21 protein-coding genes and 1 riboswitch are annotated in these 26,852 nt (G+C 40.7%); of the genes, 7 read left to right on the top strand and 14 right to left on the bottom strand.

The genetic code is table 11. The annotated features are described in order from the left end of the window. Positions 1 to 57 precede the first annotated feature (57 nt). Genes phnC through phnE (A33I_RS11895) form a run of 3 tightly spaced genes read left to right on the top strand, consistent with a single transcriptional unit; the run spans position 58 to position 2,430 of the window. Positions 58 to 834 carry a phosphonate ABC transporter ATP-binding protein gene (gene phnC / locus A33I_RS11885; RefSeq protein WP_022628637.1) on the top strand — a complete coding sequence of 259 codons (777 nt, stop codon included), beginning with the start codon at positions 58 to 60 and terminating at the stop codon, positions 832 to 834. After that, positions 827 to 1,630, top strand: coding sequence for a phosphonate ABC transporter, permease protein PhnE (phnE, locus tag A33I_RS11890; RefSeq protein ID WP_022628638.1), 804 nt, complete (start codon positions 827 to 829; stop codon positions 1,628 to 1,630). The genes phnC and phnE (A33I_RS11890) overlap by 8 nt, the downstream gene beginning before the upstream one ends. Further along, a complete protein-coding gene (phnE, locus tag A33I_RS11895; RefSeq protein ID WP_022628639.1) occupies positions 1,630 to 2,430 on the top strand; it encodes a phosphonate ABC transporter, permease protein PhnE in 801 nt (266 codons plus the stop codon). Before phnE (A33I_RS11890) ends, phnE (A33I_RS11895) begins: the two co-directional genes overlap by 1 nt. A 36-nt stretch (positions 2,431 to 2,466) precedes the next feature. Here the strand turns inward: phnE (A33I_RS11895) and A33I_RS11900 are convergent, their stop codons facing one another. From A33I_RS11900 to A33I_RS11910, 3 genes are read right to left on the bottom strand one after another with little or no spacing between them, the layout of a single operon-like run. After that, positions 2,467 to 5,874 carry a UvrD-helicase domain-containing protein gene (locus A33I_RS11900; protein ID WP_022628640.1) on the bottom strand — a complete coding sequence of 1,136 codons (3,408 nt, stop codon included), beginning with the start codon at positions 5,872 to 5,874 and terminating at the stop codon, positions 2,467 to 2,469. A gap of 3 nt (positions 5,875 to 5,877) precedes the next feature. Continuing rightward, positions 5,878 to 8,751: a PD-(D/E)XK nuclease family protein gene (locus A33I_RS11905; protein WP_022628641.1), complete on the bottom strand. Its 2,874-nt coding sequence runs from the start codon at positions 8,749 to 8,751 to the stop codon at positions 5,878 to 5,880. A 7-nt stretch (positions 8,752 to 8,758) separates the two neighbouring features. After that, complete coding sequence (locus tag A33I_RS11910; RefSeq protein ID WP_022628642.1) at positions 8,759 to 9,220, bottom strand: GNAT family N-acetyltransferase; 462 nt, start codon at positions 9,218 to 9,220, stop codon at positions 8,759 to 8,761. Between the two features lie 123 nt (positions 9,221 to 9,343). On the opposite strand from A33I_RS11910, the gene A33I_RS11915 reads away from it, so the two are divergent. After that, positions 9,344 to 9,742 carry a nucleoside 2-deoxyribosyltransferase gene (locus A33I_RS11915; RefSeq protein WP_022628643.1) on the top strand — a complete coding sequence of 133 codons (399 nt, stop codon included), beginning with the start codon at positions 9,344 to 9,346 and terminating at the stop codon, positions 9,740 to 9,742. Positions 9,743 to 9,792: 50 nt separating this feature from the next. Here A33I_RS11915 and A33I_RS11920 read toward each other — a convergent pair whose 3' ends face one another. The 3 genes from A33I_RS11920 to A33I_RS11930 form a co-directional block, all read right to left on the bottom strand. Continuing rightward, the gene (locus A33I_RS11920) at positions 9,793 to 10,179 is read right to left on the bottom strand and encodes a YisL family protein (protein WP_235806188.1); all 387 of its coding nucleotides are present in this window, start codon (positions 10,177 to 10,179) and stop codon (positions 9,793 to 9,795) included. Positions 10,180 to 10,314: 135 nt separating this feature from the next. Further along, positions 10,315 to 11,214 (bottom strand): arginase, encoded by a 900-nt coding sequence (rocF, locus tag A33I_RS11925; RefSeq protein WP_022628644.1) that lies wholly within the window; start codon positions 11,212 to 11,214, stop codon positions 10,315 to 10,317. A 79-nt stretch (positions 11,215 to 11,293) separates the two neighbouring features. Further along, complete coding sequence (locus A33I_RS11930; protein ID WP_022628645.1) at positions 11,294 to 12,484, bottom strand: ornithine--oxo-acid transaminase; 1,191 nt, start codon at positions 12,482 to 12,484, stop codon at positions 11,294 to 11,296. Positions 12,485 to 12,691: 207 nt separating this feature from the next. On the opposite strand from A33I_RS11930, the gene A33I_RS11935 reads away from it, so the two are divergent. Further along, a complete protein-coding gene (locus A33I_RS11935; RefSeq protein ID WP_022628646.1) occupies positions 12,692 to 14,116 on the top strand; it encodes a sigma-54 interaction domain-containing protein in 1,425 nt (474 codons plus the stop codon). Between the two features lie 30 nt (positions 14,117 to 14,146). On the opposite strand, the gene A33I_RS11940 is transcribed toward A33I_RS11935, so the two are convergent. The 8 genes from A33I_RS11940 to A33I_RS11975 form a co-directional block, all read right to left on the bottom strand. Next, positions 14,147 to 15,064 (bottom strand): proline dehydrogenase family protein, encoded by a 918-nt coding sequence (locus tag A33I_RS11940; RefSeq protein WP_031311602.1) that lies wholly within the window; start codon positions 15,062 to 15,064, stop codon positions 14,147 to 14,149. 67 nt (positions 15,065 to 15,131) lie between these two features. Then, positions 15,132 to 16,676 carry an L-glutamate gamma-semialdehyde dehydrogenase gene (gene pruA / locus A33I_RS11945; RefSeq protein ID WP_022628648.1) on the bottom strand — a complete coding sequence of 515 codons (1,545 nt, stop codon included), beginning with the start codon at positions 16,674 to 16,676 and terminating at the stop codon, positions 15,132 to 15,134. Positions 16,677 to 16,877: 201 nt separating this feature from the next. Then, the gene (gene phoU, locus A33I_RS11950) at positions 16,878 to 17,528 is read right to left on the bottom strand and encodes a phosphate signaling complex protein PhoU (protein ID WP_022628649.1); all 651 of its coding nucleotides are present in this window, start codon (positions 17,526 to 17,528) and stop codon (positions 16,878 to 16,880) included. A gap of 12 nt (positions 17,529 to 17,540) precedes the next feature. Next, positions 17,541 to 18,374 (bottom strand): phosphate ABC transporter ATP-binding protein PstB, encoded by an 834-nt coding sequence (gene pstB, locus A33I_RS11955; protein ID WP_022628650.1) that lies wholly within the window; start codon positions 18,372 to 18,374, stop codon positions 17,541 to 17,543. A gap of 16 nt (positions 18,375 to 18,390) precedes the next feature. Then, positions 18,391 to 19,311, bottom strand: coding sequence for a phosphate ABC transporter permease PstA (gene pstA, locus A33I_RS11960; RefSeq protein ID WP_022628651.1), 921 nt, complete (start codon positions 19,309 to 19,311; stop codon positions 18,391 to 18,393). A gap of 1 nt (position 19,312) precedes the next feature. After that, entirely contained in the window at positions 19,313 to 20,269 is a 957-nt protein-coding gene (pstC, locus tag A33I_RS11965) for a phosphate ABC transporter permease subunit PstC (protein WP_012959871.1), read from the bottom strand. Positions 20,270 to 20,364: 95 nt separating this feature from the next. Continuing rightward, positions 20,365 to 21,360, bottom strand: a complete 996-nt coding sequence (locus A33I_RS11970) for a PstS family phosphate ABC transporter substrate-binding protein (RefSeq protein WP_022628652.1) — start codon at positions 21,358 to 21,360, stop codon at positions 20,365 to 20,367. A gap of 221 nt (positions 21,361 to 21,581) precedes the next feature. Then, positions 21,582 to 23,324: a methyl-accepting chemotaxis protein gene (locus tag A33I_RS11975; RefSeq protein ID WP_022628653.1), complete on the bottom strand. Its 1,743-nt coding sequence runs from the start codon at positions 23,322 to 23,324 to the stop codon at positions 21,582 to 21,584. 203 nt (positions 23,325 to 23,527) lie between these two features. Beyond that, positions 23,528 to 23,738, top strand: a riboswitch (cobalamin riboswitch). A 182-nt stretch (positions 23,739 to 23,920) separates the two neighbouring features. Here A33I_RS11975 and metE point away from each other — a divergent pair. Both metE and A33I_RS11985 read left to right on the top strand, forming a co-directional pair. Continuing rightward, positions 23,921 to 26,206, top strand: a complete 2,286-nt coding sequence (gene metE, locus A33I_RS11980) for a 5-methyltetrahydropteroyltriglutamate--homocysteine S-methyltransferase (RefSeq protein WP_022628654.1) — start codon at positions 23,921 to 23,923, stop codon at positions 26,204 to 26,206. Then, a complete protein-coding gene (locus A33I_RS11985) occupies positions 26,203 to 26,676 on the top strand; it encodes an acyl-CoA thioesterase (RefSeq protein WP_022628655.1) in 474 nt (157 codons plus the stop codon). Before metE ends, A33I_RS11985 begins: the two co-directional genes overlap by 4 nt. Positions 26,677 to 26,852 lie beyond the last annotated feature (176 nt).

Raw genomic sequence — 26,852 nt, forward strand, 5'->3', positions numbered from 1 at the left:
GAGGGATGTTTCTCCTCCTTTTTATTTGTCAGGTTTACATCAGGAAGGGGTACGATCATGATTGAATTTAAACAGACATCTCTTGTTTACCCAAATGGTACACAAGGCTTAAAAAATATTAATCTCAAAATTAATGAAGGAGAGTTTGTGGTCATTGTTGGATTATCCGGTGCAGGAAAGTCAACTCTTATACGGAGCATGAACCGCCTTGTCACACCTACAGAGGGAGAGCTTCTTATTGATAATGAGAACATCCTGTCATTTAATCAACGGAAGCTTCGTGAACTTCGCACAAAAGTAGGGATGATCTTTCAAAACTACAATCTCGTTAAACGCTCGACTGTGATGAAAAATGTCATTTCAGGCCGCCTTGGTCATACGGGAACTCTAAAAAGCTTGTTAAGCCTTTATTCACAAGAAGATCTTTCACTTGCTCACCGCAGTCTAAAACGTGTGAACATCGCTGAAAAAATGCATCAGCGCGCCGATCAACTTAGCGGCGGCCAGCAGCAGCGCGTGGCAATCGCCAGGGTTCTTACGCAGCAGCCTAAAATCATTCTGGCCGATGAACCAGTAGCTAGTCTTGACCCCCCTACATCTCATCAGGTGATGACGTATCTTAGAAAAGTAAACCAAGAAGACAAAATTACAACGATCGTTAATTTACATTTTATCGATATGGCGATGGAGTATGCTGACCGCATTATCGGCATGCGTGCTGGTGAAGTTGTGTTTGATGGTCCTGCGAGTGAAGTAACGGAAGAAACCTTTGAAGAGATATATGGACGAAAGATCAGAGAGGATGACCTTGTAGGAGGTCAAGAAAATGAATAACGGATCAAATAACGAAACTTCTATTGCTCTCTATTCTGCAAACGTCAAACGTCAAATGTCGGTTATTCTCCTTGCTATTATTGGTTTATATATTTATACCTCGATTGCAACAGAATCGTCTCTCATAGATTTTATTGACGGCTGGTCAGGATTTGAGCGAGTAGCAAAGGACCTCTTCCCTCCCAATTGGAGTTATGCACCGCAAGTATGGGAATACCTTGCAGAGACTATTCAAATGGCAATCATTGCTACCACCTTTGCGGCGCTCGCGAGCATCCCTATCTTTCTTTTGTCCGCTGCTAACTTGTTTCCTAGCAAATGGGTTCACCAGCCTGTCCGCTTTATCATGAATGTTTTGCGTACAATCCCGGATATTCTATTAGCAGTTATTTTTGTGGGGATCTTTGGAGTAGGGGTCTTCCCCGGGATTATGGCGCTTTTTATTTTTTCATTAGGAATTCTAGCAAAGTTAATGTATGAAACGATTGAAGCCATTGACCTTAATCCGCTTGAAGCCATTCGTGCATCAGGAGGGAACACGCTGCAAGTGATTTGGTATGCTGTCATGCCGCAAGTACTGCCTCAATTTGTTTCATTTGGTTTGTATGTATTTGAAGTTAATGTGAGAGCTTCTGTCGTCCTCGGATTTGTCGGGGCAGGCGGTGTGGGGCTGCTTCTTCAACAGCAAGTGAGTTTCTTCAATTATCCGCGTGTGATGACGATTATTCTCATCATCTTTATTGCTGTTGTTATCATTGATTACATCAGTAATAAAATAAGGGAGAGACTTGTCTAATGGAACATAAGCTGACACTCAAGAAACGAAGAACGAAGAAACAATGGATTGGATTTAGTCTTATTACAGCTTCAGTTATTGCTCTTTATATGTGGACCTTTATAGGAATTGATATTAGATGGGCACGGGTATTCAGCGAGCGTTCGATTGATAATTTCAGCCGGGTCATACCCCAGCTGTTCTCACCCGATTGGTCGGCTTTTGGAAAAGTAATGGAGCTGATGTGGCAAACGCTGCAAATGGCCTATACCGGAACTTTGCTTGCAGCTATATTAGCCATTCCCTTTGGTTTCTTTGCTGCGAGTAATATGGTCAAAAGCAAACTATTAAATACCTTTTCAAAATGGCTGCTAGATGCCATTCGTGCCTTCCCGGAGCTGGTTCTTGCGTTAATGTTTGTTGCAGCAATCGGACCCTCTCCTTTTGCAGGGGTTTTAGCAATTGCCATTGGTTCGATCGGAATGCTCGGCAAATTATATTGTGAAGTCATTGAATCAATTGATATGAATGTAGTCGAAGCTCTTGAAGCAAATGGGGCAAATAAACTTCAAGTCCTCTTCTATGGGATTATCCCTCAAATCATTCCGGAGTTTTTATCGTATGCCATTTACCGGTTTGAAATTGATGTTCGTGCTTCGACGATTTTAGGTATTATCGGGGCAGGCGGTATTGGAACATTAATTACCATTGCTACACAAAATCGTAACTGGGACGAAGTTGGAATGATTCTTGTTGTTATCATTGTGGTCGTAACAATCATTGACTCTTTAAGTGCCATGATTAGAAAACGAATTGTATAAAAAATGCGGACAAGCCACTCGCTTGTCCGCTTTCTTCTACATTACATAGTCTGTAAGATCTGCATTTGATTTACGTAAATGAACCAATCTTTGAATCGCTTTTTTTATCGATTCTTCTTTTTCTTCCTCTACACGAATGGTGTGCAGCGGCTGTTCCTTATCTCTTAACACATAGAGGGACATAGTAGAGATGTGATGTCCTGTCTCTTGTTCATAGGCCATTTTGTAAAGGTATAATTGGACATCATACACTGCAAGCCATTCACTGCCCGATTGCTTGATTCGATTCGTTTTAAAATCGATGATATGCAAGCACCCATCTTTTTCAACGATTTTATCAATCTCTCCAATAACTTCAGCTCCGGCGATTTCTGTTGCAAATGACCATTCATTTTTAACAGGAGTACCTAGTTCCTTTTGCTGAGCTTCATTGTATGTTTCCATTAATTCAGTCACTTCTTGTTCATAGGAGTCTTTAACAGAAGCTGTGTCATTAAGCTCATCCACATAGTTCATCGCTTCTGTGATTGCTTCTTCTGCTCTAAAGCCATAATCCCTTAGTTCGCAAGCGCGGTGAACGAGCGTCCCGACAACTGCAGGGTCTACGTGCGACACTCGCGTTTCTTGATCTGCAGCCACATCACTTCTTAATCGCCGAGACTCATTTACTCCTAACACGTACTTCTCATAGTATTCTTCAGGTTGGTGAATAAACGTCATGATCTCAGACACTGACAGAGGATAGAGAACTTCTTTTTTCTCCGCTAGCTCCGTTCCCTTATACACACGCTTCTCTGCATGATGCGGGAGCTGCTTAGAGATCTCATTTACGACCGTTATATAGTCTTCTAATGGACCACAGTCCCTTGCCTCTTCAAGAAGATGAAGCCAGGATTTTTTTGCACCATCCCCGTTCCCAATCATGACTAAGTAATCTTTTGCACGTGTCGCTGCCACATAGAACAGGCGTTTAGACTCTTCTTCTGCTTCAAGACCTGCTGACTCCTTAACAAGTTCAAAGCCAGGAGTGACAAGCTTTTTAGGACGGACTTCAAGGTTATCTGTCTCTTCTTCTAAGCTCCAGACCACACCCAGCTTTGCATCAAAGCGAACCGAACCCTTATCTCCTTGTACAGAACGCTCTAATTGCGGCAGATATACAATTGGAAACTCCAATCCCTTTGAGGCATGGATTGTCATAATATTAACTGCATCTCCCTCTGTGCGCTCCATTTCCGCTTCGCCCTCTTTATCATTTAAGGCCATTCTCTCATCAATAAAATGAATAATCTCCTCTAAGCTTCTTAAGTGTGATTGCTCAATCATCTGAATTAATTTTTCTACATTTTTCACCTTTTGGAGGCCGTTTGATTGAATAAGCAAACTATGCACAAGCCCTGTTTCTTTGATCATCCTATCAAAGGTTTCACCAGGCGATCCTTTAATAGAGAATGGTACATAGTTCAGGAGCCACTCTTTCAATTTAAGGGCAGCATCCAAAACTTGTTGAGGGGGAAGATCGTCTGAATCAACTAGACCCGTTTTGGGCGGTGATTCAGATAGTTGATACAGATAATCCGCAAAGCTTTGTGTCGCTTCTTTTTGTTTTGCAATCGTGACAAAATCATTCATCGTAAGGCCAATAAGCGGGCTTCTTAATAGAGATAACACATACACATCTTCAAACGGCCTGTTCATCCATCGCAACAGGGTAATGAAATCAATAATTTCCTGCCGCTCATAAAACCCAATTCCCCCATACACTGTATAGGGAATGTTTTGCTTACTAAACGCACGCTCGAGCTTTAATAAATCTGTACGAGCAGGTATGAGTACCGCCATGTCTTTGAATGCTGGTGCTTGCCAGCTCTCCCCTTTAAAGACACGCGGCTGTTGTGATGTGATCATCTCATTGATCCGGTGAGCGAGCGCTTCGTACGGGTCCGCTTCCTCTTCTGTTTCTTCCTTGTTAAGAAGCAGTAATTCCATTTGCTTTTGACCAGGTTGCTCTGCCTCTCTATTGGCACTTAGAGCTGCATACCGGGTTTGGTAGCTTTCTGTAATGTGATCAGTCATTGCACTTTGGAATAAGGCATTCACTCCATCAATAATCGGTTTACACGTTCGATAATTAATATTCATTTCAATGGCTTCAGCATTTTCTTGTTCGACAGCAGCTTGTTCAAGCTCATTCATCAATCTTACATTCGCCCCGCGGAAACGATAGATCGATTGTTTCGTGTCACCGACAATGAAGCGGTACGAAGGATTAATCCGCTCAAGCATCTCAAGCTGCAGACGGTTCGTATCTTGGAATTCATCTACAAGCATATGGCGAAACTGCTTTTGACAAGCCTCTTGTATCTCCTTATTAAGGAGGAGCGACACCGCTTTTTGCTGGAGATCACTAAAATCTACTACTCCCCTAAGCTCCTTTTCTCTCTTATAAGCGAGATGAAAGTCACCCAGTAGATCTAAAAAATGCCCTAAAAGCAAGCTGGTGGTTTCATCCATCTCCACTTCTCCGCCAATCGCCTTCCAGTCATCCTTTAATGGCTTCCAGTGCTCTTCAAACAGCTGAAATAGGGCTGGGATCGCTTCTTCCCACTTTTTATCAGTACGTTTAGGCATTACTCCGATCAGCCAATCCATATACTCATTCGGACGAGACGTGGAAGGCGGTGATAAAAAGGCTTCTTGAAGTCTCTCAACATGTCCGGCTTGAGCTTTAGTTAACCCTTCTGCCGGCGGAAATTGAGGGAGCAGATCAAGTGCAGCCCTATGGAATGCTTCAACTTTTTTTCTTTGCTTTTCTTTCACGGCTTCTATCTGAGCATGCAGCATGTCTTCTGCTTGCAATTGGAGCACAGCATCTTCTCCTATCACGAGCTCTGATATAGATGCATGAATGTCTTCCATTGTAGAGATAAATTGATCTTTGCTCATATAAGAAAAGAACTCTTTCGCTGAAGCTGTAAATTCAACATCCTGCAAATGCTTTTTTAAGACGTCTCTTTTTAACTGCTTGGCTTCCACCTCATCAATAATTCGTATTTTAGGGGGGAGCTTTGCTGCCATCGCATACTGACCTAGCAGCTGCTGACAAAAGCTGTGAAATGTAGATATGTGTGCTCTTTCCACTAATTCTTTTTGTTCTCTCCAAAACGCTGCCTCAGCTTCCGTCTGTGCTAAAGCCTCTTTCTCACTAATACGTTTACGAACACGATCCTTCATTTCACGCGCTGCTTTTTCGGTAAACGTTATTGCTGCAACTTCTTCAATCGTAGCAGCTATATTTGAAGCGGGCTCATGAAATGCTTTTTCAAGCAAGTACATGATCCGCTCTGTTAATACGCGCGTCTTACCAGAACCTGCCCCTGCCGCGATGACCACAAGAGATTGCTCATTGGTAATGGCGGATGTTTGTGCTATATTAAATTCCATTTATTAAAGCCCCTCCTTTTGATCTTCTGTCACTCGACAGACTGATTTATAGGGACAATAAGACGAACAATCGAGCGGTCTCACTGAAAACTCCGTATGCGTACCCTTCCATAAGGTCTGCACTTTATTTCTTAATTCGTATACTTCCATAAATTCATCTCCTCCAAGATCATCCTCTTTGTTTTTGCAAGAGTAATGAACAAGGAATTTAGAGCTTTTTCCAATTTGATCTGAACGCCAAATACCATTACCTGCACGCTTCTCCGGCTCTCGCAGTGAAATATACGAGGCCCCGTGAGCACGAATGACAGCGTCAGAGGTACTTAATTTTTCTTTAAGAGCTCTAGCATACAGAGGCAATTGAAGCTTCAGCCCGCTTCGCACTTCCTCTTCAAGCTTCACCTGTGCAAATCCTGTTTTATAGTCATAAATCGTGAATCCTCCCTGATCAAGATCAACACGATCAACTTTACCGGTCAAATGAAGCGTTGTACCTTCATCTAATTCAAGCTCTAAACGAAGGGCCGTTTCAAGCGAATGAATCTTCATTTCACTAAGATGAGGATTGTCCCAGAAATGCTTTCGCTCTGCCTGCCACCATCTGTTGATCTTCCGCCACCACTTTTCTTTCTCAAGAAGTAAATCAAGCCTGGAGATCTCAAGGGCGGTTGATTCAATTTGTTCCCATAACTCTTCAAATTTCTCTTCCAAAAGAACTGGGACCTCATTTTTTATTTCTTCTGTACACTCTCCAAACGGAACCCCAATCAAATCTAGCTCTTTATAGATCGACTCTATCAACGTATGAATCATCTGGCCGATATCGATGGGAGAGATCCGCTCTTGTATACTCTTTACTTCCCCTACCTGAAGCACCCTCTCTAAGCCATGTTTGAATGGACACCTAGCGTAACTTTCAAGCTCTGTAATCGATACAGTATTCTTCATGAGAGATTCTTGATGAGCTTCTTCTACCTTCTCCTCGCCCTCACTTAAGTACTGATGCCTTTCTGAAAGCTGTACGAGTTCAGCGACCGGTTCTGAAACCTTCATACCAAGCCCCATATGATAGGCGGTCTTTTCTATTTGATCCTCTTTGGAAAAGCTTATTGAATGCTTCATACGACCTTCAAACGTGCACTCTCTTCCATCTTTTTGCACCCACTGTTCGATAAACGGGGAAGGAAGATGCGGATGATTAGGGTCGAGCCCTTTTGTGTACGTACATACAATCGATTTCGCTGCTAGCAGTAATTGCCTAAAATAAGCTTGTTGCTTGTTTCTGAAATGCTCTTGCGTCGGGAGTGCTCCTTCAACAGGAAGATTATATAGATCCTTTTCATGAACATATCCGCCAAGCTGATGAACAGCAGGAAAAGCCCCTTCATTCATTCCAATGACATACATTTTCTGCCCTTCGAATAAGCCAATATCACGCCATGTGTGAACTTGAATCCCCCTTCTTGAGCCTCTAGCTGTAAACAACTCTGTTCTTTTTGCAAGCTCTAATACCCAATCAGCGAATACATCAAGTGTCATATGAAGATCAGTTAAATGTTTTGTTTCGAGCTTTTCGGCATAATCACGCACTGCTTCAGTCAGTCGTTCGATGGTCTTAAGTTCAAATACGATGTCTTTTAATTCACTTGTCCTAGTTTCCTGACCTTGCCTCTGTCTCCATTTCTCCTCTAATTCGAGGCCGTTGACAGCTTGAACGAGCTGCTTTAGATAATGGTAGAAGCTTGACGACTTCCGCCAATTGAACTCTTTAATCCTTTGATAGAGTTCTCTTGATTCCTGATGAATAATGTCACCTGTAGTTAGGAATGCTTCTTTCCCCTTTACATAATCTATTCCTTTTAAGCCATGAAGACTGAAGATTTGATCGATCAATGGCAATAGCTCAAAACGATTAGTTTTAGAATAATCCCAGGTGAGCAGCTTATGAATAAATTGAAAGGATATGGAGCAATCAAGTGATTTTTTTTTCGGCACATTTAAAGGAATTTTATATTGTTCGGCGTAATATCGCAGTAAGGAAGCTCCATCTTTTTCATCTACCACGATAATCCCCGTTTCCTCATATAAAAGTGGCGACATTCTAATTTCTTCTAAAACAGCACGTATCTCTTCATTTTTTGTGCTTGCAGCGATCACATTTACATCCTCTGCTGGCTCGGCAGAAAGATCTGTTTCTGCATGCATCTGAAACCCTAACGCCGTTAATTCTTTTTGCGTTTGTTGAATGATAGCGAACTCCTGATCCATTGGCAGATAGATCGTAACCGGTATACCAGCTAAAACAAGAGCTTTTAGCATAATAAATTGCAGCGGTCCAAAATCAATGAAGCCATCAATATAAACTCTGGCTACACTTGACTTTTGATTGTCTAGAAGTTCTACTGCTCTTAATACGGTGTTCTCAGGGTCGTACATTTTTTGGTTATGAACCGTTTGCTCTTCATATTGCTTAAAGAGCGGCTTAAACTCTTCTAGAGACCGAGGAGCATCTTCTAACCCCAGCCCTAGACGTTTGATTTGGCCGTATGTGTCAGCAAGTCCACGAACCTTGCTTTGATTTTGATTAAATGAACAGTATCTTTCATCGGTTTTCATCATATTTTGGAAAAATAACGCTCGTTCATGTTCATCGAGGTAAATAGGCTCCCCTTCTGCCTCATTAACAATAAACGCCGCCAGATCATCAAATGTCGTATAGCGAACACCAGGCTGTCTTTTCCTAGCTTCTTTAAGCCAGCTCCCTGATGGCAAGAGATAAAATACGGAACCTTTCTCCTCCTGCTGTTTCGCACAAGCTTCTTTTAAACGGTCAATCTTAGCAACATCTTTAAAAGACGTTAGTTTAATTATTCGCACGTTCACTTCACTCCTCTCTATGGCGGGCAGATCTCATCATATCAATATGTGGAATACCGTCTTCATCATATACGTCAGAGATTGAATAAAAACCAAACGACTGATAAAAGCGAAGCAGGTACTCTTGAGCCTGAATCTTAATATTAGCTCCCTCTGCAAGCTGTTCTAAGCGAGTGATCGATTGCATCAGCAGCTCTTTTCCATATCCAAAAGAACGCACATCCCGGCGCACAATCACTCTCCCAATTGAAGCTTCTTCGCCGTAGGAATCACCGGGCTTAAACAGACGACTGTATGCTGTAAGACGGCCATCTACGTAGCCTAATAAGTGAAGCGCAGCTTGATCCTTATTATCAAGCTCCTTATAGGGGCAATTTTGTTCTACAACAAACACATCAATTCGTAGTTGAATCAATTCATATAGTTCATTAATTGTCAGCTCATTAAATGTCTTTAACATCCATTCCATACGTAACACTCCTGCCTGTATACAATCCTGTTATCAGTTTACCATTCATCTTGTTGATCCTGTAGTCTCAGGCAGGTATTTACGTGGTAGAATAATAGAAAAAATGGGTTAAGGAGGGAAACGATGAAGTTTTATGTTGCTTCAAGTTTCAGTAATAGCGCAGCCGTTCAACATGTTAGTGAAAAGTTAAAAAAGGAAGGTTTTATTCATACATATGATTGGACTAGAAATGGCCGGGCAAAAACAAAAGAGGATTTAATCTCAATTGGCCAGAATGAAAGAGACGGTGTGAGCGAGGCAGACCTTGTCATCGTTTTGCTGCCGGGGGGAAAAGGAACTCATATTGAACTGGGTATGGCAATCAGCCTAGAAAAGCGCATCTATCTCTATTCTCCAGATGATCAAATAAATGATTTAGAGGTTACGAGCACCTTCTATCATCTGCCAGAGGTCACTCAATGCATCGGGAGCATTAATCAGTTGATCGATCAGGTTGTTGCTGATCAAAAGTCCTATCATTAATTTGCACATCAAAAAACACACAGTCTGAGCGGACTGTGTGTTTTTTTGGATTAAAATGAAATGACTCCATACCCAAGCAATACAACTAATACAAGGGTAATAATAAGAATCGCCCAGTACATTGTCGCTTGTGAACCAAGTGTGCCCTTCTTTGTGCGAACAAGGATCATTTCCATTGCGTAAATTAAGAAAAAGGCAAGTGCTCCCTTTACTACATACATAAGCGGGAATCCTAAATTGATCAGCATGCCGATTCCTGTAACAAGCATAATAATATAGAACAAACGTAGAACCATATGTACGATTTTTGCACCTTTTGCTTTACCTGATTTCATTAAGAAATAACAGATAAAAAACAGTATAACTAAAATGGCCCAAGAACCGATATGAGATTGATAAAGCGCATTATACATCCTATTCACCTCTTTTCCTTCCATCACTCGTTCCCATTATAATCTAAAAAAGAAAGAATGAAAAAGGATTCCTCATAAAACTAAAGAATGTTTGCTGAATTGCCATAAGATGACCGAAAACCTAAAGAAGAGAGCTCATCACTCTTTCCTACCTAATCGTTATAAAAGTTTTTCACCGAATAATGAACCCATTAAGGCAACGGCCACTTCTGCTGTTTTATTACGCTCATCTAAAATGGGATTCACTTCTACAAATTCCGTAGAGGTCAAAATGCCAGCCTCAGCGAGCATTTCCATTGCAAGGTGACTTTCTCTGTACGAAATCCCGCCAAGTACAGGGGTACCGACACCAGGGGCATCGTTTGGATCAAGCCCGTCTAAATCGAGGCTTAAATGAACACCGTCCGTATTCTTCTTCACATACTCGATGGCTTCTTCCATAACTCTTGTCATACCGATTCGGTCAATTTCATGCATCGTAAAAATCTTAATCCCTTTTTCTTGAATTAATTCCTTCTCCCCCTCATCTAATGAACGGGCTCCGATAATGACAATATGCTCAGGCTTAATTTTAGGTGCAAATCCTCCAATTGAAGTGAGAGATTCATCCCCAAAACCTAAACTTACTGCGAGAGGCATTCCGTGAATATTGCCTGAAGGAGAGGTTTCTCCTGTATTCAGATCTCCATGCGCATCATACCAGATCACGCCAAGATTTTTGCGCTCTTTTGTCACTCCTGCGAGTGTACCGATGGCAATACTATGATCACCGCCTAAAACAAGAGGATAATATCCTTCCTCTTCGATTGCTTCTACTTGCATGCGCAAAAGGTCATTTGCTTTTATTACTTGGGATAGGTTTTTAAGTCCAGGGGAGAATTCTTCTTCTGTTCTACGCTCAATGGTAATATCACCAAAGTCTTTCACTTCATGCCCTAAAGCTTCAAGTCTTGAAATGAGCCCTGCATATCGTATCGCACTTGGCCCCATATCAACCCCGCGTCGGTTTTGTCCTAAATCCATAGGTACCCCAATGACACCAATTTTTAAATGCTGCATAAAAAACGCCCCTTTTTCCTATTTTCGTAGTATGTATGTATAAGCAGAGTGAATGTATCACTCTGCTCTTAGCCTGAACTTATGCAAATACTTGCTTAATCTTAGATAAAGCAAACTCTAAATCTTCTTCAGAAATAATGAGCGGCGGTGCAAGACGAATTACGTTCTCATGTGTCTCTTTGCATAATAATCCTAGTTCTTTCAGCTTCTCACAATACTCACGAGCAGGGACATGAAGTTCGATTCCAATAAATAACCCTCGGCCGCGAATTTCTTTTATATCAGCATGAGGAATTTTACGAAGTTCCTCCATCACATACTCTCCAAGATCATGAGAACGTTTCACAAGATTTTCTTCTTCGATGACTTCTAGTGCTGCAATAGAAACGGCACATGCAAGAGGATTTCCACCAAATGTTGATCCATGTGACCCTGGCTCAAATACACCTAATACATCACGATTTGCACACACGACAGAAATAGGCATTACTCCGCCGCCTAGTGCTTTTCCTAAAATATACATATCAGGCTCTACTTCTTCCCAGTCACATGCAAATAGTTTACCAGAACGAGCTAGACCTGATTGAATTTCATCGGCAATAAATAATACATTTTGTTCCGTACAAATCTCGCGTACCTCTTTTAAGAAGCCATCTTTAGGAATAATGATTCCTGCTTCGCCTTGAATCGGCTCTACTAAGAACGCAGCTGTATTTGGCGTAATCGCTTCTCTTAAAGCATTCGCGTCACCATAAGGAATAATTTTAATTCCTGGCAGCATCGGCCCGAAGCCGCGCTTGTATGCCTCACTTGATGATAGCGAAACTGCTGTCATTGTCCGGCCATGAAAGTTATTTTCACAGACAATAATTTCTGCTTGATTATCTGCTACACCTTTTACATCATAAGCCCAGCGGCGTGCTGTTTTCACAGCTGTCTCAACAGCCTCAGCCCCAGTATTCATCGGCAGGACCATCTCTTTATTCGTAAGGCTCGCTACTTTCTCATAAAAAGGAGCCAATTGATCATTGTGAAACGCACGTGAAGTTAATGTAATACGGTCCGCTTGATCCTTTAGTGCTTGAATGATTTTTGGATGGCGATGTCCTTGATTTACCGCAGAATAGGCACTAAGCATATCGATATAACGATTACCTTCTGGATCTTCTACCCAAACTCCTTCTGCTTTTGAAATAACGATCGGAAGCGGGTGATAATTTTTTGCCCCAAATTGCTCTGTTTTTTCAATAATAGTTGATGTTTTTGTCATGATACACATCTCCTCTCAAAATTTCGCGAAATATCTCTATAAAACCTAATGCAAGAATAATGCCAATATCTTAAGGGTAATAGTACGGGACTTTCTCCTCATTCCACAGCTAAACAGGTGCAAACACTACTAAAAAGTTTGCGCTTTTCTGCAAATTTTTTTGCACTTTTGTCCTGCCTTTCATATACTTACAGTAGGAGGTGCCATATGAACCGTGTTAGTCCCGAACAACTTGAGCAAACTGTAGACATTCTTACACAAGTGTTAGATACCATTGATGTCGGTGTTCATATCGTTAATTCTCATGGGGAAACCATTATGTACAATAAAAAAATGACAGAAATTGAGTCTATGCCCCCGCATGAGGTATTACATAAAAATTTATTAGATGTATTTCTCTTTAAAGAAGAGCAAACCAGCACGCTCCTGCAAGCATTACATAAAGGTCAGCATTCCTATAATATTAAGCAGCAATATTATAATAATAAAGGGTTTCCAATAACGGCTGTGAATGACACTCACCCACTTAAAGATAAAAACGGGGAGATCATTGGTGCATTTGAGTTATCAAAAGATATCACCCGTCTAGAAGTATTAATGAAAGATCAATTGCACAAATCCGATCAAACCCGCTATACGTTCTCTAAGATTATCGGCCAGAGTGAAGCAATCTCACAAATCATTCACGAAGCAAAGCGTGCGACGCGGACGAGTTCTTCTGTTCTGTTAACAGGCGAGACTGGCACAGGCAAAGAAATTTTTGCTCAAAGCATCCATAATGGCAGTGAACGGGCTGGCGGTCCGTTTATTTCTCAAAACTGTGCAGCCCTTCCTGATAATCTTATTGAAGGTATTTTATTCGGTACAAAGAAAGGTGCTTTTACAGGAGCCGTTGAACACCCTGGCTTATTTGAGCAAGCAGAAGGTGGAACCCTTCTTTTAGATGAAATCAATTCATTAAACCTGCCCCTGCAGGCAAAGTTATTACGAGCAATTCAAGAGAAAACCATTAGACGGGTTGGCGATACGAAAGATACTCCGGTTGATGTGCGGATCATCTCAACGATGAATGAAGATCCGTTTGAAGCCGTATCAAACGGCCGCCTCAGAAAAGACCTGTTTTACAGGCTCGGTGTTGTCTCCCTGTACATCCCGCCGCTTAAAGATCGTTACGGGGATATCCCCTTACTGGTCGAACATTTTTTAGCTAAATTTAATAAACGATTTCAAATGCAGGTTGATTGGATTTCAGCAGATGTTCTTGAATTATTTGAGCAGTATGAATGGCCTGGCAACGTGCGTGAATTAGAGCATGTGATTGAATCGGCGATGAACATTATGTCAACAGAGCGTCAAATGGAGCTTTATCATTTGCCTATGCATATTAGAAGAAGGTTCACTGCACAAACAGAGCCCACAGAAGGGGAAGCCGAACATGTGAGTGAACCTAAGGAAACATTCTTACACAAGCCGCTTAAAGAACATCTTGCCGAAGTAGAAAATTACTATATTAAACAGGCATTAACTGTACATAAAGGCAACATCTCCCAAGCAGCTAAAGCGCTTGGAATCAGCCGCCAAAACCTTCAGTACCGATTAAAGAAAATAACGTTATCTGAAGAGGAATTATAAATACTAGAGCGACTATTCAATAGTCGCTCTTTATTTAGATAATAGACCTCTTAAGACGAAGCTGACGTTCTGCGGTCTTTCTGCCAGACGTCTCATGTAATAGCCATACCAATCCGTCCCATAAGGAACATAAACACGCATCGTGTATCCTTCTTTTGCAATCGTCTCCTGCAGTTCTTTTCTGAACCCGTAGAGCATCTGGAATTCAAATTGCGTCTTAGGAATCCCCTCTTCTGCACAAAACGTTTTCACCTTATCAATAATCATATGATCATGAGTTGCGATTGCTGTATAACTGCCGCTAAGTAAGTGCTGCTTAATGATTGCTAGGTAGTTGTCATCAATCTCTTTTTTATCTTGAATGGCAATTTGACTAGGTTCTTTGTAAGCCCCTTTTACAAGTCTTAAGTTAACACCTTGAAGATCAGTGACATCTTGGCTTGCACGGTATAGATAGGCTTGAATGACCGTTCCTACTGAATGTGGAAATTCTTCGCGCAGCTCGTTTAATAAATCAAGCGTTTGCTGACAATGAGCAGAATCTTCCATATCAATACGAACAAAATTTCCTAGCTCCTCTGCCTTCCCTACGATTTTTCTCATATTCTGATAGCAAAGCTCTCGCTCTACATCAAGACCTAGCTGAGTGAGCTTTAATGATAAATTGCATTTCACACCCGTATCTGAAATCGCTTTCAAAGTTTGCAAACAATAATCTGCAGATTCTAATGCTTCCTCACGTGTTGTAATAAATTCACCTACATGGTCGACTGTTGCTACGAGCCCTTTATCATTAAGTTCTCTCACTGCAATCATTGCATCATTAATTGTTACCCCCGCGATAACCTGCTTTGCCCCCATCTTAAGTCCCCAACGCTTAGCTCCACGGTTTAGCACTTTATTTTTTGACAAATACAGAAACATGGGTTTAAGTACCATGCTAACCACATCTCCATTCTTCATATTCATAAGGTAGGAGGCACGGCAAAGCCTGCCGTGCACTCACTGTATCATTTTATAACGACTCAGAAATCGTCTTTGCTTGTAAGAAAAGTTGTAAATAGTCTGGACCACCTGCTTTAGAGTCCGTACCAGACATGTTAAATCCGCCAAATGGGTGATAGCCGACAATTGCACCTGTACAACCGCGGTTAATATACATATTTCCTACATGGAAGTCTGTTTTTGCCTTTTCAACATGCTGGCGGTTGCGTGTAATAACAGCACCTGTTAATCCATATTCCGTGTTATTAGCAATGTCTAGAGCCTCATCAAAGTCCTTCGCTTTAGAGAAAGCAACAACCGGTCCGAAAATCTCTTCTTGCATCAGGCGGGCATCTGCTTCCACATCAGCCACAATGGTTGGTTGGATGAAGTAACCTTTAGAAGAGTCACCTGTTCCACCTGCTACAATACGGCCCTCTTCCTTGCCGATCTCAATGTAGCTCATAATTTTATCAAATGCCGCTTGATCATTTACCGGCCCCATATTTGTATCGTTAATGGTTTCACCAACTGATAATTCCTTTGTAAGGGCAATCGATTTTTCAAGAACCTCATCATATACATCTTCCACAATGACTGCCCGTGAGCATGCTGAACATTTTTGACCTGAGAATCCGAATGCAGAAGCGACAATCGATTTTGCAGCAAGATCTAGATCAGCATCTTTATCTACAACGATCGTGTCTTTTCCACCCATCTCAGCAACTACACGCTTCAACCAATACTGTCCTTTATTTACTTTTGCAGCACGCTCATAAATACGTTCTCCTACTTCACGTGAACCAGTAAAGCTGATCATACGAGTTTTCGGGTGATCGACGATGTAGTCACCAATTTCAGATCCGCTTCCTGGAATGTAGTTGATGACACCTGCAGGCATTCCCGCTTCTTCAAGCACTTCCATAAATTTCGCAGCGACTACAGGGGTTGTACTAGCCGGCTTAAGAAGAACTGTGTTTCCTGTTACTGCTGCTGCAACTGTTGTTCCTGCCATAATCGCAAAAGCAAAGTTCCAAGGGGAAATAACAACAGCCACACCTAGTGGAATATATCCGTACTGATTGTTCTCGCCGACACGGCTTAAGACAGGGATACCATTTTTAAGTTCAATCATTTGGCGGCCATAATACTCTAAGAAGTCAATCGCCTCTGCTGTATCTGCATCTGCCTCATTCCAAGGCTTACCTGCCTCATATACAAGATATGCTGAAAATTCATGTTTGCGACGGCGGATGATCGCTGCTGCTTTAAATAAAATTTCAGCACGAGCTTCGGGATCCCAGCGCTTCCAATCTTCAAATGTTGTTAGGGCTGCTTGCATAGCCTGTTCTGCATGATCTCTTGTTGCTTTTGAAACTCTCCCTACTACTTGTTCTTTCTTAGCAGGATTTTCTGATGTGATTTTATCATCCGTATAAACAAGTTCGCCGCCAATACGAAGCGGAAAATCTTGACCTAGTTCTGCTTCAACTTTCTTTAAAGCCGCCTGGAATTCTTTACGGTTTTCCTCTACCGTAAAATCTGTAAATGGTTCGTGTTTGTAAGGTACTGACATGTATAACCACTCCTTTAAGTCTAGTCACCCTATTTATAGTGCAAAAACTGTGCCAATTATGAATCTTCCTGAAGTAAGCGTTATTATTAGGCTTGTCTCTAGAGCAGTATGCAAAAAATGTTGCAGGTGCAAACTTTTCATCAAAAAGGCGCAATATTTTTTGCACGAAAAAAGCCTGTGCACATGCACAGACTTCTTTCTTTAATTTAAATCAAAATGCTTGCCATTCACTTCATAGACAACCCATTCCGAGATATTCGTTGCGTAATCAGCAATCCGTTCAATATAACGTCCGATGAATGCCAGCTGTGTAATTTGATCCACTTCAACACTTGCATCCTCTACTTTAAATAATTCACGAATCAAGTCACCATACTGTGTATCTACCTTATCATCAGTTAACGCTATCTTTTGGGCCATTAAAATATCAGACTTCTCATAAGCCTCTAATGACTTAGTAATCATATCTTCTGCAATTAAAAACATAGCAAGAAGCTGTTCTTTATATACTGGCAGACTATATTTATTCATTCGGATCGACTGTTTAGCCATATCCACAACAAGATCTGCTACTCGCTCTAAATCACTTGAAATTTTCAATGCTACAATTAATTTTCTTAAATCTGTCGCTACGGGCTGCTGCTTAGAAATAAGAAGGGTGACTTTATCATGCATATCAAGTTCTAATTGATTAATTGCTGAATCCTCTGCAATAAGCGCCTCCATCTGGGCCTTATTATCAGATTCAAAAGCTTCCTTCATTTCGGCAATAACCTCTTCTACTCTATTGCCCATTGTTAATAGTTCTTGCTTCACATAATCTAACTGAGAGTGAAACGTTCTAATCGTCATATGACATCATCCTTAACCGAATCGACCGGTAATATAGTCTTCAGTACGCTTATCAGATGGATTTGAAAAGATCGTATCCGTTTTGTCATACTCAACAACTTCTCCGTTTAAAAAGAATGCCGTTCGATCCGAGATACGAGCTGCTTGCTGCATATTGTGAGTGACAATGACAATCGAATATTCCTTCTTCAGTTCCTGGATTAATTCCTCTACTTTTAATGTCGATTTTGGATCGAGTGCTGAGGTTGGCTCATCCATTAAAATCACATCAGGTTCAATAGCGAGACAGCGCGCAATACATAGACGTTGCTGCTGACCACCAGACAGCCCATACGCATTCTCGCTTAAACGATCTTTTACCTCATCCCAAATCGCGGCGCCACGAAGACTGCGCTCAACAATTTCATCTAATACTTTCTTATTTTTAATCCCGTGAATTCTTGGACCGTACGCCACATTGTCATAGATTGATTTCGGAAATGGATTCGGCTTTTGAAATACCATTCCTACTCTTGTACGCAAGTCTTCTACTTTAAATGATTTGTCTAAAATATTTTGGCCGCGGTATTCAATATCACCCGAAATTTTAACAGTCGGTACGAGCTGTACCATGCGGTTTAACGTTTTAATGTAGGTTGATTTCCCGCAGCCAGAAGGTCCGATAATAGCTGTTACTTCTTTTTCATATACTTCTAGATTAATATTTCTTAGCGCGTGATCTTTGCCATACCAAAGGTTCAAGTTCTTCGTGTCATACACTACTTTTTTCTCTGCTGGAACGGTTTCGACCCTTGAATTAGATTTAATTTCAACACTTACCTTCTTTTCTGCTGTTAACATCCCCATCAGTAATGCCCCCCTATTAAAACCTTTGTTGAAACTTATTTCGAATAATGATCGCTGTTGAATTAAGAATAAATAACACAATCAAGAGGACGATAATGGTTGCGGCTGCAAGATTTGCATACTCTGCTACAAGAGCTGCATCAATCGTCCAGTAATAGATCTGAACCGGAAGAATAGTGAATCGGTCCATTAAACCTCCTGGAAACGGGATAAGAAGCGCCGGAATTCCGATAACAATCAATGGAGCTGTTTCCCCGATCGCTCGTGATAAAGAAAGAATCGCACCGGTTAAAATACCAGGTAGTGCTGCCGGAAGAATGACATTTTTGATCGTCTGCCATTTTGTAGCTCCCATTCCGTATGAAGCTTCACTTAAATGATTAGGAACGGCACGGATCGCTTCTTGACTCGCTACTACGACAATTGGAAGAACGAGTAAGGACATTGTTAATCCCCCTGCAAGGACAACCCCGCCTAAATCTAGTGCACGAACAAAGATTGTCATCCCTAAAATCCCAAATACGATCGAAGGTACGCCGGCCAAGTTGGAAATATTCGCTTGAATAAAGGAATGGATCTTGCCTTTTTTTGCATACGCTTCAAGGTAAATAGCGGTCCCAACGCCAAGCAGCATCGTGACTGGAGCAACGACTGCCATTAACCATAACGTACCAAGAATAGCTCCCATAATCCCCGCACGATCTGGATTATTTGAGAGACGTCCAGTCAAAAAGTCTACATTAATCCATCCGATCCCTTGCGAAAACACTCTGAAGATAAGAATCGCTAATACTACTAACCCGAACATTGTTGAAGCAAAGAACAATCCTTTTGCCAAGTTATTCTTTATTAATCTTTTGTTCATCCGTTTTTGAACGGTATTTTGATCAATGTACTTTGGTGTTGTATTCGTTTGTGTTGTCGTATCAATGTTCATATTAATATTCCTCCCTAAAGCGGCGAGAGATATATCTTGCTAGAAGATTCATTAAGAAAGTAAAAACAAATAATGTCATTGCTACAGCATATAAGCTGTAATATATAGTCGAACCAGCAGGAGCGTCTCCTCCAGTTACTTCAACAATGTATGCAGTCATAGTCTGCATCGATTGAGTGATGTCAAAAGTAAAGTTTTTGGTACTTCCACTTGCAATCGTTACAATCATCGTTTCTCCAATTGCACGTGAAATACCAAGAACGAATGAAGCAATGATGCCTGAGATCGCAGCAGGAATAACGACTTTCCCTGTTACTTCAAGTCTAGTCGCACCTAATGCTAGTGCCCCTTCACGCATGGCACGCGGCACAGAACTCATCGCATCCTCTGATAATGAGGCAACCATTGGAATAATCATGATCCCCATGACAATACCTGGGCTTAGTATATTTGTTGCCTGCAGCCCTGGAATAATATCTCTTAAAATCGGTGTAACAAACGTAAAAGCAAAAAAACCATAAACGATTGTTGGAATACCTGCTAAGATTTCTAGCATTGGTTTTAATGTTCTTCTTACTTTATCTGAAGCATATTCACTTAAGAAAATAGCTGTCATTAATCCAATTGGAATCGCCACAAACATCGCGATGACAGACGAAATAATGGTCCCTGTTAATAAAGGCAGAACTCCAAATTGCGGATCTTGACTTAACGGCCTTAATACTGTTCCTGTAAAGAAATCAACGATTGGAACACGTTGAAAAAATTCGAACGTCTCACTCAATAGCGTATACAAAATTCCCACTGTGGTAAGGATTGAAATGCTCGCAATCACAAAAAGTAATTTAGGCATTACTTTTTCAATGAGATTGTTAAGATTTCTTGAGCTCTTTTTTTGTTCAATCATTTTTCTTACATTCACAGCGTTCCCCTTATTCATTTCGCTGTTTACATCCATTGCACGTGGCACCCCTTTTGGCTTGTAACCATATACTTTACATGTAAGTGGATGAGAACTCACAAGCTCCCATCCACCCATGCAGTACAATCAAATTAATTTAGATCATCTAAGAAACTGTTATACTCTTCAATTTCACTTTCTGGCAGTGGAGCAAATCCAGTCTCACCAGCAAATTCATTAACATTGTTTACAACGTATCTAGCAAAATCTAGTACTTGCGGCTTTTCTTTAGCCATATCAACGTTTAAGTAAGTGAATACCGGACGAGTGAATGGCGCATAGTCACCATCTTCAGCAATTGTGTCAAGTGATGGCTCAACTGGACCCTCACCGAAATCAACGTTTACTGCTTGAATTTGATCTTGGTTATTTACATAGTAGCCAAATCCGAAGAATGCAATGGCATTTTTATCTTCTGCTACTAGATTTACTAAAGTTGAGTATTCTTGCTGAAGGTTAACACCATCTACTAAGTCACCTTTATCAAGAATGTTCTCATAGAAGAACTCATATGTTCCGTGGTTTTCATTTGGACCCATTGGCTTAATTTCTTCATCTGGAAATTCAGGTCGAATATCAGACCACTTCTCTACGCCGCCATCAGCACTGAAGATGCTGATTAACTCTTCTTGATTCAGCTCTTTTGCCCAGTCATTTTCAGGGTGAATAACAAATGTAAGACCATCTAATGCTACTTTAAATTCTTGTACTTCAATTCCATTTGCTTCTGCTTCTTCTAACTCTTCATCTTTAATTTCACGAGATGCATCATTAAAGTCTGTACCGTTTGGAACTAAGAATTTACCAAAACCAGCACTTGTACCAGAGCGGCTTACTTCAACTGATACGTTAGGTTGTTCATTAATCATGTATTCTTCAGCAAGTACTGACATTAATGGATAAACCGTACCTGAACCATCAACGACTACGCTTCCGTCAAGATCTTCTGCTGCTTCCGCTGCATTATCTTCTGTCGTATCCTCTGAACCTGTGTTATCTGTCTCAGCCGGTTCATTAGATCCCCCGCCACAAGCTGCGACAACAACCATTAGTGCTGCCATTACTAAGAGCATTAAAAATTTCTTCACTTCATTGTCCTCCCTTTTCTCTAGGAAAAATAGTTGCGTAAGTGGTTCTCCCTCTCACAATTGCTAGTATAGATGGGTAATATTAAGCAGGTATGATTGCTGTGTAAAGGTTTTGTAAACCGGTGTAAAAATGGAGTGAAATATGCCTAACCTTGCTAGATAAAAAAGCACAAAAAGCCTCTCTATTAATACATAGAGAGACTTTTTGACCAGAGACCGGCCTACTTTATATGAAATTTCATTAAGAGATCAGAAAGAGATTGTGAGAGATTAGTTAATTGCAGTCCGATCGCATGAGTAGATTTCAATTGTTCAATCTGCTCCTTGCTAGATTCTAACATCACCTCAGAGCTCGCTGATGTTTCCTGTGATACGGAGGCAAAACTAACAGCTGCGGCTTCTAGTTCTGGTACCATTTCTTTTAACTCACTTAATTTCAGCTGCATCCCATTAATCGTACTGCTTACCCCATTAATGCCTCCCATTAATTCATCAAATGAATCTCTTGATTGATTCGCCTTCCCGAGATTGATTCTAGTTTTTTCCAGCATATGTGTAAATTCTTCATTTGCTTCAATTGTAACTGTGTCCATTGTATCGATTGCTTGTGTAATTTCTACCGCTGCACCTGATGATTGCTCGGCAAGTTTACGCACCTCATTAGCAACCACAGCAAACCCCTTGCCAGATTCTCCAGCTCTCGCTGCTTCAATCGTTGCATTTAAAGCAAGAAGCTTTGTTTGTTCAGCAATCCCTTGAATTAATCCAACTAGCTGTGAAATTGAAACGGAGTACTCTCTTACCTGCTTGACCGTTGTTGTTAGATGTCTGAAATCTGCTTCAAATGTTTGAATCGTTGAAATCAATTCTATCATCGTTTTCTCACCCTTATAGGCAGACTCGTTCATCTGTTTTGAGCGGTCTACAACCATATCCATGTTACTAGTTAAAGCATTCACCTTTTCTCTCATGTCTTTAAAGTGATACACACTAACCTCAGAGCTTGACGCGGTTTGCAGGGCTCCTTCTTTCACTACATGGATCGACTCTACTAGTTCAACGCTTGTTTCTAAAGATTCCTTTGAAGAAAAGGTTAACTTATCACCTGTTACTGCTAAATTTTTTGTGGTATCTGTTAACTCAACTAATAACTCTCGCATATGTACAATCATCGCATGGTAGCTTTTATGTAGAGACTGTATTTCTGGTAAAGTCGTTTGTATTGGATCAGGTTCTCTAAATTGACCATTTCTTACAGCTCTCATTGTTTCTCGTAAATCTGTCAGAGGCTTAGTAATAGATCGAACGAAAAGCAAAATAAATATGGTAGAGATAAATACACTAATCACAACTACAAGCAGATTAAAATAAGCCATGTCAACTACCGCACCCATATAAGAGGCTTCAGGAACGGCTAAGGCAAAGATTCCGCCGATTTCATTTATTGTCTGAAATGAAATTGAATACTTGGATCCATCTATTTCTACATGGATGACTCCTTGATCTCTTTGTTCTATTTTGCTTATCACTTCACCAGGGATAGGCGGCAAAGTGTCTTGACTTACTTGAAACGGGACAGCTTCTTGATTAATGACAGAAAAAAATTCAGCACTAATTCCGTCCTCTTCAAGTTTATCCTGCTGTGATCTAATATTTGATTCTAGCTGCTGCATAAAATACTCTTCATCACTCACATAGAGGAATTGAAGATTTTGAGCAATCACTTCCATTAAGTCCACTTCGCGCATCAGCCTGTTTTCAATAGAGTTGACTGTCATCTCTTTTGCTTTTAAATAAGAAGCAAACCCTCCTATTGATAAAGATACTGTTAGCAGCAATATAAATAATAGAAGTAATCTGCTCCTCATGGAGAACTTCTCTAAAAACTTGCTGTTTTGTCTTGTTCTCTCTGTTTTTTGTTTGTTCGATCCACTCTTTTTCTTATTTAATCGTTTCCTAAACACAACCAAACCCCCACCCAAACTAAGTCTTTTATACCAGATGAATTATACCAATGTATTATTAAGCGATTGTAAAGACTGGGTAAATATAGCATGTAGTATTTTTGGATGTGACTAATATCAGGGTAGAGATTTCTTTTAGAAAATTCTTGATTAATAAAATAATCTAAGTTAGGATATAGTCTAAGTATTTGATTAATTTAATTTTATAAGTACATGCAAGAGGTGGTTTAGAGTTTGCCTTCTAAACCTTAAAAGGGAAGTCCGGTGAGAATCCGGCACGGTCGCGCCACTGTAAGAGCGAGCTGCTTATCATTGCCACTATTCATCATTTAGTGATCTTAGCTAAGTTGAATGGGAAGGGATAAGCAAGCGATGAACTTGAGTCAGGAGACCTGCCTTTTGTACGCACTAGTACCTACGCGTTTATTAGGGAGGAGTGATCGATATGTTTTGGCCGATGGTTTACGATCATCCAGGTTGAGTCTATGTATGTGATCTCTCTTTCAATCATGAAAGAGAGTTTTTTTATTTGCTGATTTAACACATCAGCTAAGTTCAACACATCAATAAAGACGACAATCTGGAGGGATTTAACGATGAATATAGTGACATCAAACACAGGCTATCCACGCATTGGGGAAAATAGAGAATGGAAACATATATTAGAAAAGTATTGGACAAAGAAAATAACAAGAGTGGCATTTGAACTTGAAATGAAACAGCTTCGCATTAATTATTTAAAAAAACAGCGAAGTAAAGGTATTGAACTTATTCCAATCGGTGATTTTAGCTACTATGATCAAGTTCTTGATACAGCTGTAATGTTCGGGCTTATCCCAGAGAGGTTTCAATCGATGGAAGAAGCTTCTCTTGAACAATATTTTGCAATTGCCCGCGGAACGGATGAACATGTTGCTTCTGAAATGACCAAATGGTTTAACACGAACTACCACTATATTGTTCCAGAATTACAAGACGCAACACCAAAACTAACGCATAATAGACTGTTAGATTTATTTAACGAAGCCAGATATGAGCTGGGCATTAAAGGGAAGCCAGTCATCTTAGGTCCGGTTACATTAATCGCCTTATCAAAAGGATACGAAAACAGTGAATTTAAAGAAAAAGTAGCTGAACTTATCCCTCATTACATCAAAGCGTTCCAAGAATTAGCCGAAGCGGGAGCCGAATGGATCCAAATTGATGAACCGATTCTTGTTCAAGATATCGACCAGCCTACAATTGAGGTTTTTCAAGAAGTGTATAGTCGCTTTAATAAGGAGCTGCCAGAGGTAAAACTTCTTTTACAGACATATTACGGCTCGGTTGAACGCTATGAAGAAGTGATTCAATTACCTGTAGATGGTATCGGACTTGATTTCGTCCACGATAAAGGATCCAACCTAGAGAAATTAAGATCCTCTGGGTTTCCTAGTGATAAGCTGTTAGCATGCGGAGTCATTGATGGCCGCAGCATTTGGAAAAGCAACCTGTTAGATAAACAAGATCAAGTAGCAAAAATTACATCCTACATCCAGCCAAGCCAATTGATCATTCAGCCTTCATGCTCATTGCTTCATGTACCTGTTACGACGGCTAATGAGAAGTCGCTGCCAGAGCAATTAGTTGACGCTCTTGCCTTTGCTGATGAAAAGCTAAAGGAAGTAGTCTTGCTTAGTGGGTCACTCAAATCTCCTGAGAAAAAAGATGAACTACGAGCTTACAGTTGTGCTATCACTGAGTTTCATAAAGATACAGGCAGAGTTCATACAGATGTGCAAAGAAAGCTTTCTCAATTAAACGAATTAACAGCAACAAGAACTTCTTTTGAAGTAAGAAAAGAACAACAGAAGAAAAAGTGGCAGCTTCCTCCCCTGCCTACTACAACCATCGGAAGCTTTCCACAAACGAAAGAAGTAAGAGCTGCCCGCTTAAAGTTTAAAAAAGGCTCTTTGTCTGAGGCCGATTATGAAACATTTATTCAAGAAGAAATCCAAAAGTGGGTAAACATTCAAGAAGAACTTCAGCTTGATGTTTTTGTTCATGGAGAATTTGAACGCACAGATATGGTCGAATTTTTCGGTCAACGCTTAAATGGTATGGAAGTCACTACAAACGGCTGGGTGCAATCTTATGGTTCTCGTTGTGTTAAGCCACCTATTATTGCGGCCGATATCTCTTTTGACCAACCGATGACATTAAAGGAAACTCTGTATGCGAAGTCATTGACTACAAAGCCAATGAAAGGGATGCTGACCGGACCCGTTACGATTTTAAATTGGTCGTTTGAACGAGATGACATCTCACTTAGAGAAATGCTCAATCAGCTTGCCTTAGCCATACAAGAAGAAATCCGTCAGCTAGAAGCAAACGGTATCGAAATGATCCAAGTAGATGAGCCTGCACTGCGCGAGGGGCTGCCACTCAAAGAAGATGAAAGAGCTGATTATTTAGCAAATGCTACTTATGCATTTAGGCTCGCCACAAGCAGCGTAGAGCCTACGACTCAAATTCATACACATATGTGTTATTCCGAGTTTGATGAAATTATTGAAACGATTGATGCACTTGATGCCGATGTCATTTCAATCGAAGCTTCAAGGAGCCACGGAGAAATGATCCATACATTTGAACGGTATGAATATCAAAAGGATATCGGTCTTGGGGTGTATGATATTCACAGTCCGCGTATCCCTAGTAAAATAGAAATGAAAAGAAATCTTGAGAGGGCGCTTCGTGTACTTAATCACGAACAATTCTGGGTTAATCCTGATTGCGGCTTAAAAACAAGAACAACAGAAGAAACGATTGATGCTTTAAAAGTTATGGTAAAAGCGGCTGAAGAAGTACGTACGAATTTACAGGTGGGGACCTCAAAATGACGACATCACACCCTACTAGTTATTCGAGAACGATTCAAACAAGACTCGTTCTTCCGCCCGACACGAATCACCTTAAGACGATCTTTGGAGGACAAGTTCTTTCCTATATAGATGAAATTGCGGCAATCACCGCGATGAAACATGCAGGAAGTGTTGTTGTGACAGCTTCAATCGACTCCGTTGACTTCCTCTCATCAGCTACAGTCGGTGATGTATTAGAGCTTGAATCCTTTATTACTTCAACAGGCCGTACATCAATGGAAGTGTTCGTAAAAGTACATTCTACTAACCTTTTAACAGGAGTGAAAACGTTAACGACCAAGTCCTTTTTGACCATGGTGGCTGTAGATGACCAGAAGAAACCCTTGCCTGTCGCTAGCATCCTTCCTGAAACGGATGAGGAGAAACAGCTCTTCAAAACAGCAGCTGCAAGAAAAGATAATCGATTGAAACGAGCAATGCTTCATTAAATGAAGAGAGGCATAGAGAGGAAGAGTTAGATTAGAATTGCGAACGGAATGATATGAGATTGGATATTAGCCGCTCCTGAAATATACTACGCTTTCCGCAGGGAGCAATTTAGTAATGGTTTAAAAGCTATTAAACATTAAGTGTCTCAAAGAAGGGTTATAGCATAGTCTTCGCT

Origin of the sequence: Alkalihalophilus marmarensis DSM 21297, from assembly GCF_000474275.2 — a bacterium.
Lineage (GTDB): Bacteria > Bacillota > Bacilli > Bacillales > Bacillaceae_D > Alkalihalophilus > Alkalihalophilus marmarensis.

Bases quoted from the DNA above. Each gene is read 5' to 3' on its own strand.
- pstC (WP_012959871.1), bottom strand. From the start codon at position 20,269: ATGGATGTAAACAGCGAAATGAATAAGGGGAACGCTGTGAATGTAAGA.
- A33I_RS11930 (WP_022628645.1), bottom strand. From the start codon at position 12,484: ATGACAAAAACATCAACTATTATTGAAAAAACAGAGCAATTTGGGGCA.
- pstA (WP_022628651.1), bottom strand. From the start codon at position 19,311: ATGAACATTGATACGACAACACAAACGAATACAACACCAAAGTACATT.
- A33I_RS11935 (WP_022628646.1), top strand. From the start codon at position 12,692: ATGAACCGTGTTAGTCCCGAACAACTTGAGCAAACTGTAGACATTCTT.
- A33I_RS11920 (WP_235806188.1), bottom strand. From the start codon at position 10,179: ATGGAAGGAAAAGAGGTGAATAGGATGTATAATGCGCTTTATCAATCT.
- pruA (WP_022628648.1), bottom strand. From the start codon at position 16,676: ATGTCAGTACCTTACAAACACGAACCATTTACAGATTTTACGGTAGAG.
- rocF (WP_022628644.1), bottom strand. From the start codon at position 11,214: ATGCAGCATTTAAAAATTGGTGTCATTGGGGTACCTATGGATTTAGGA.
- A33I_RS11900 (WP_022628640.1), bottom strand. From the start codon at position 5,874: ATGGAATTTAATATAGCACAAACATCCGCCATTACCAATGAGCAATCT.
- phnE (WP_022628638.1), top strand. From the start codon at position 827: ATGAATAACGGATCAAATAACGAAACTTCTATTGCTCTCTATTCTGCA.
- metE (WP_022628654.1), top strand. From the start codon at position 23,921: ATGAATATAGTGACATCAAACACAGGCTATCCACGCATTGGGGAAAAT.
- pstB (WP_022628650.1), bottom strand. From the start codon at position 18,374: ATGGGGATGTTAACAGCAGAAAAGAAGGTAAGTGTTGAAATTAAATCT.
- phoU (WP_022628649.1), bottom strand. From the start codon at position 17,528: ATGACGATTAGAACGTTTCACTCTCAGTTAGATTATGTGAAGCAAGAA.
- A33I_RS11985 (WP_022628655.1), top strand. From the start codon at position 26,203: ATGACGACATCACACCCTACTAGTTATTCGAGAACGATTCAAACAAGA.
- A33I_RS11915 (WP_022628643.1), top strand. From the start codon at position 9,344: ATGAAGTTTTATGTTGCTTCAAGTTTCAGTAATAGCGCAGCCGTTCAA.
- phnE (WP_022628639.1), top strand. From the start codon at position 1,630: ATGGAACATAAGCTGACACTCAAGAAACGAAGAACGAAGAAACAATGG.
- phnC (WP_022628637.1), top strand. From the start codon at position 58: ATGATTGAATTTAAACAGACATCTCTTGTTTACCCAAATGGTACACAA.
- A33I_RS11910 (WP_022628642.1), bottom strand. From the start codon at position 9,220: ATGGAATGGATGTTAAAGACATTTAATGAGCTGACAATTAATGAACTA.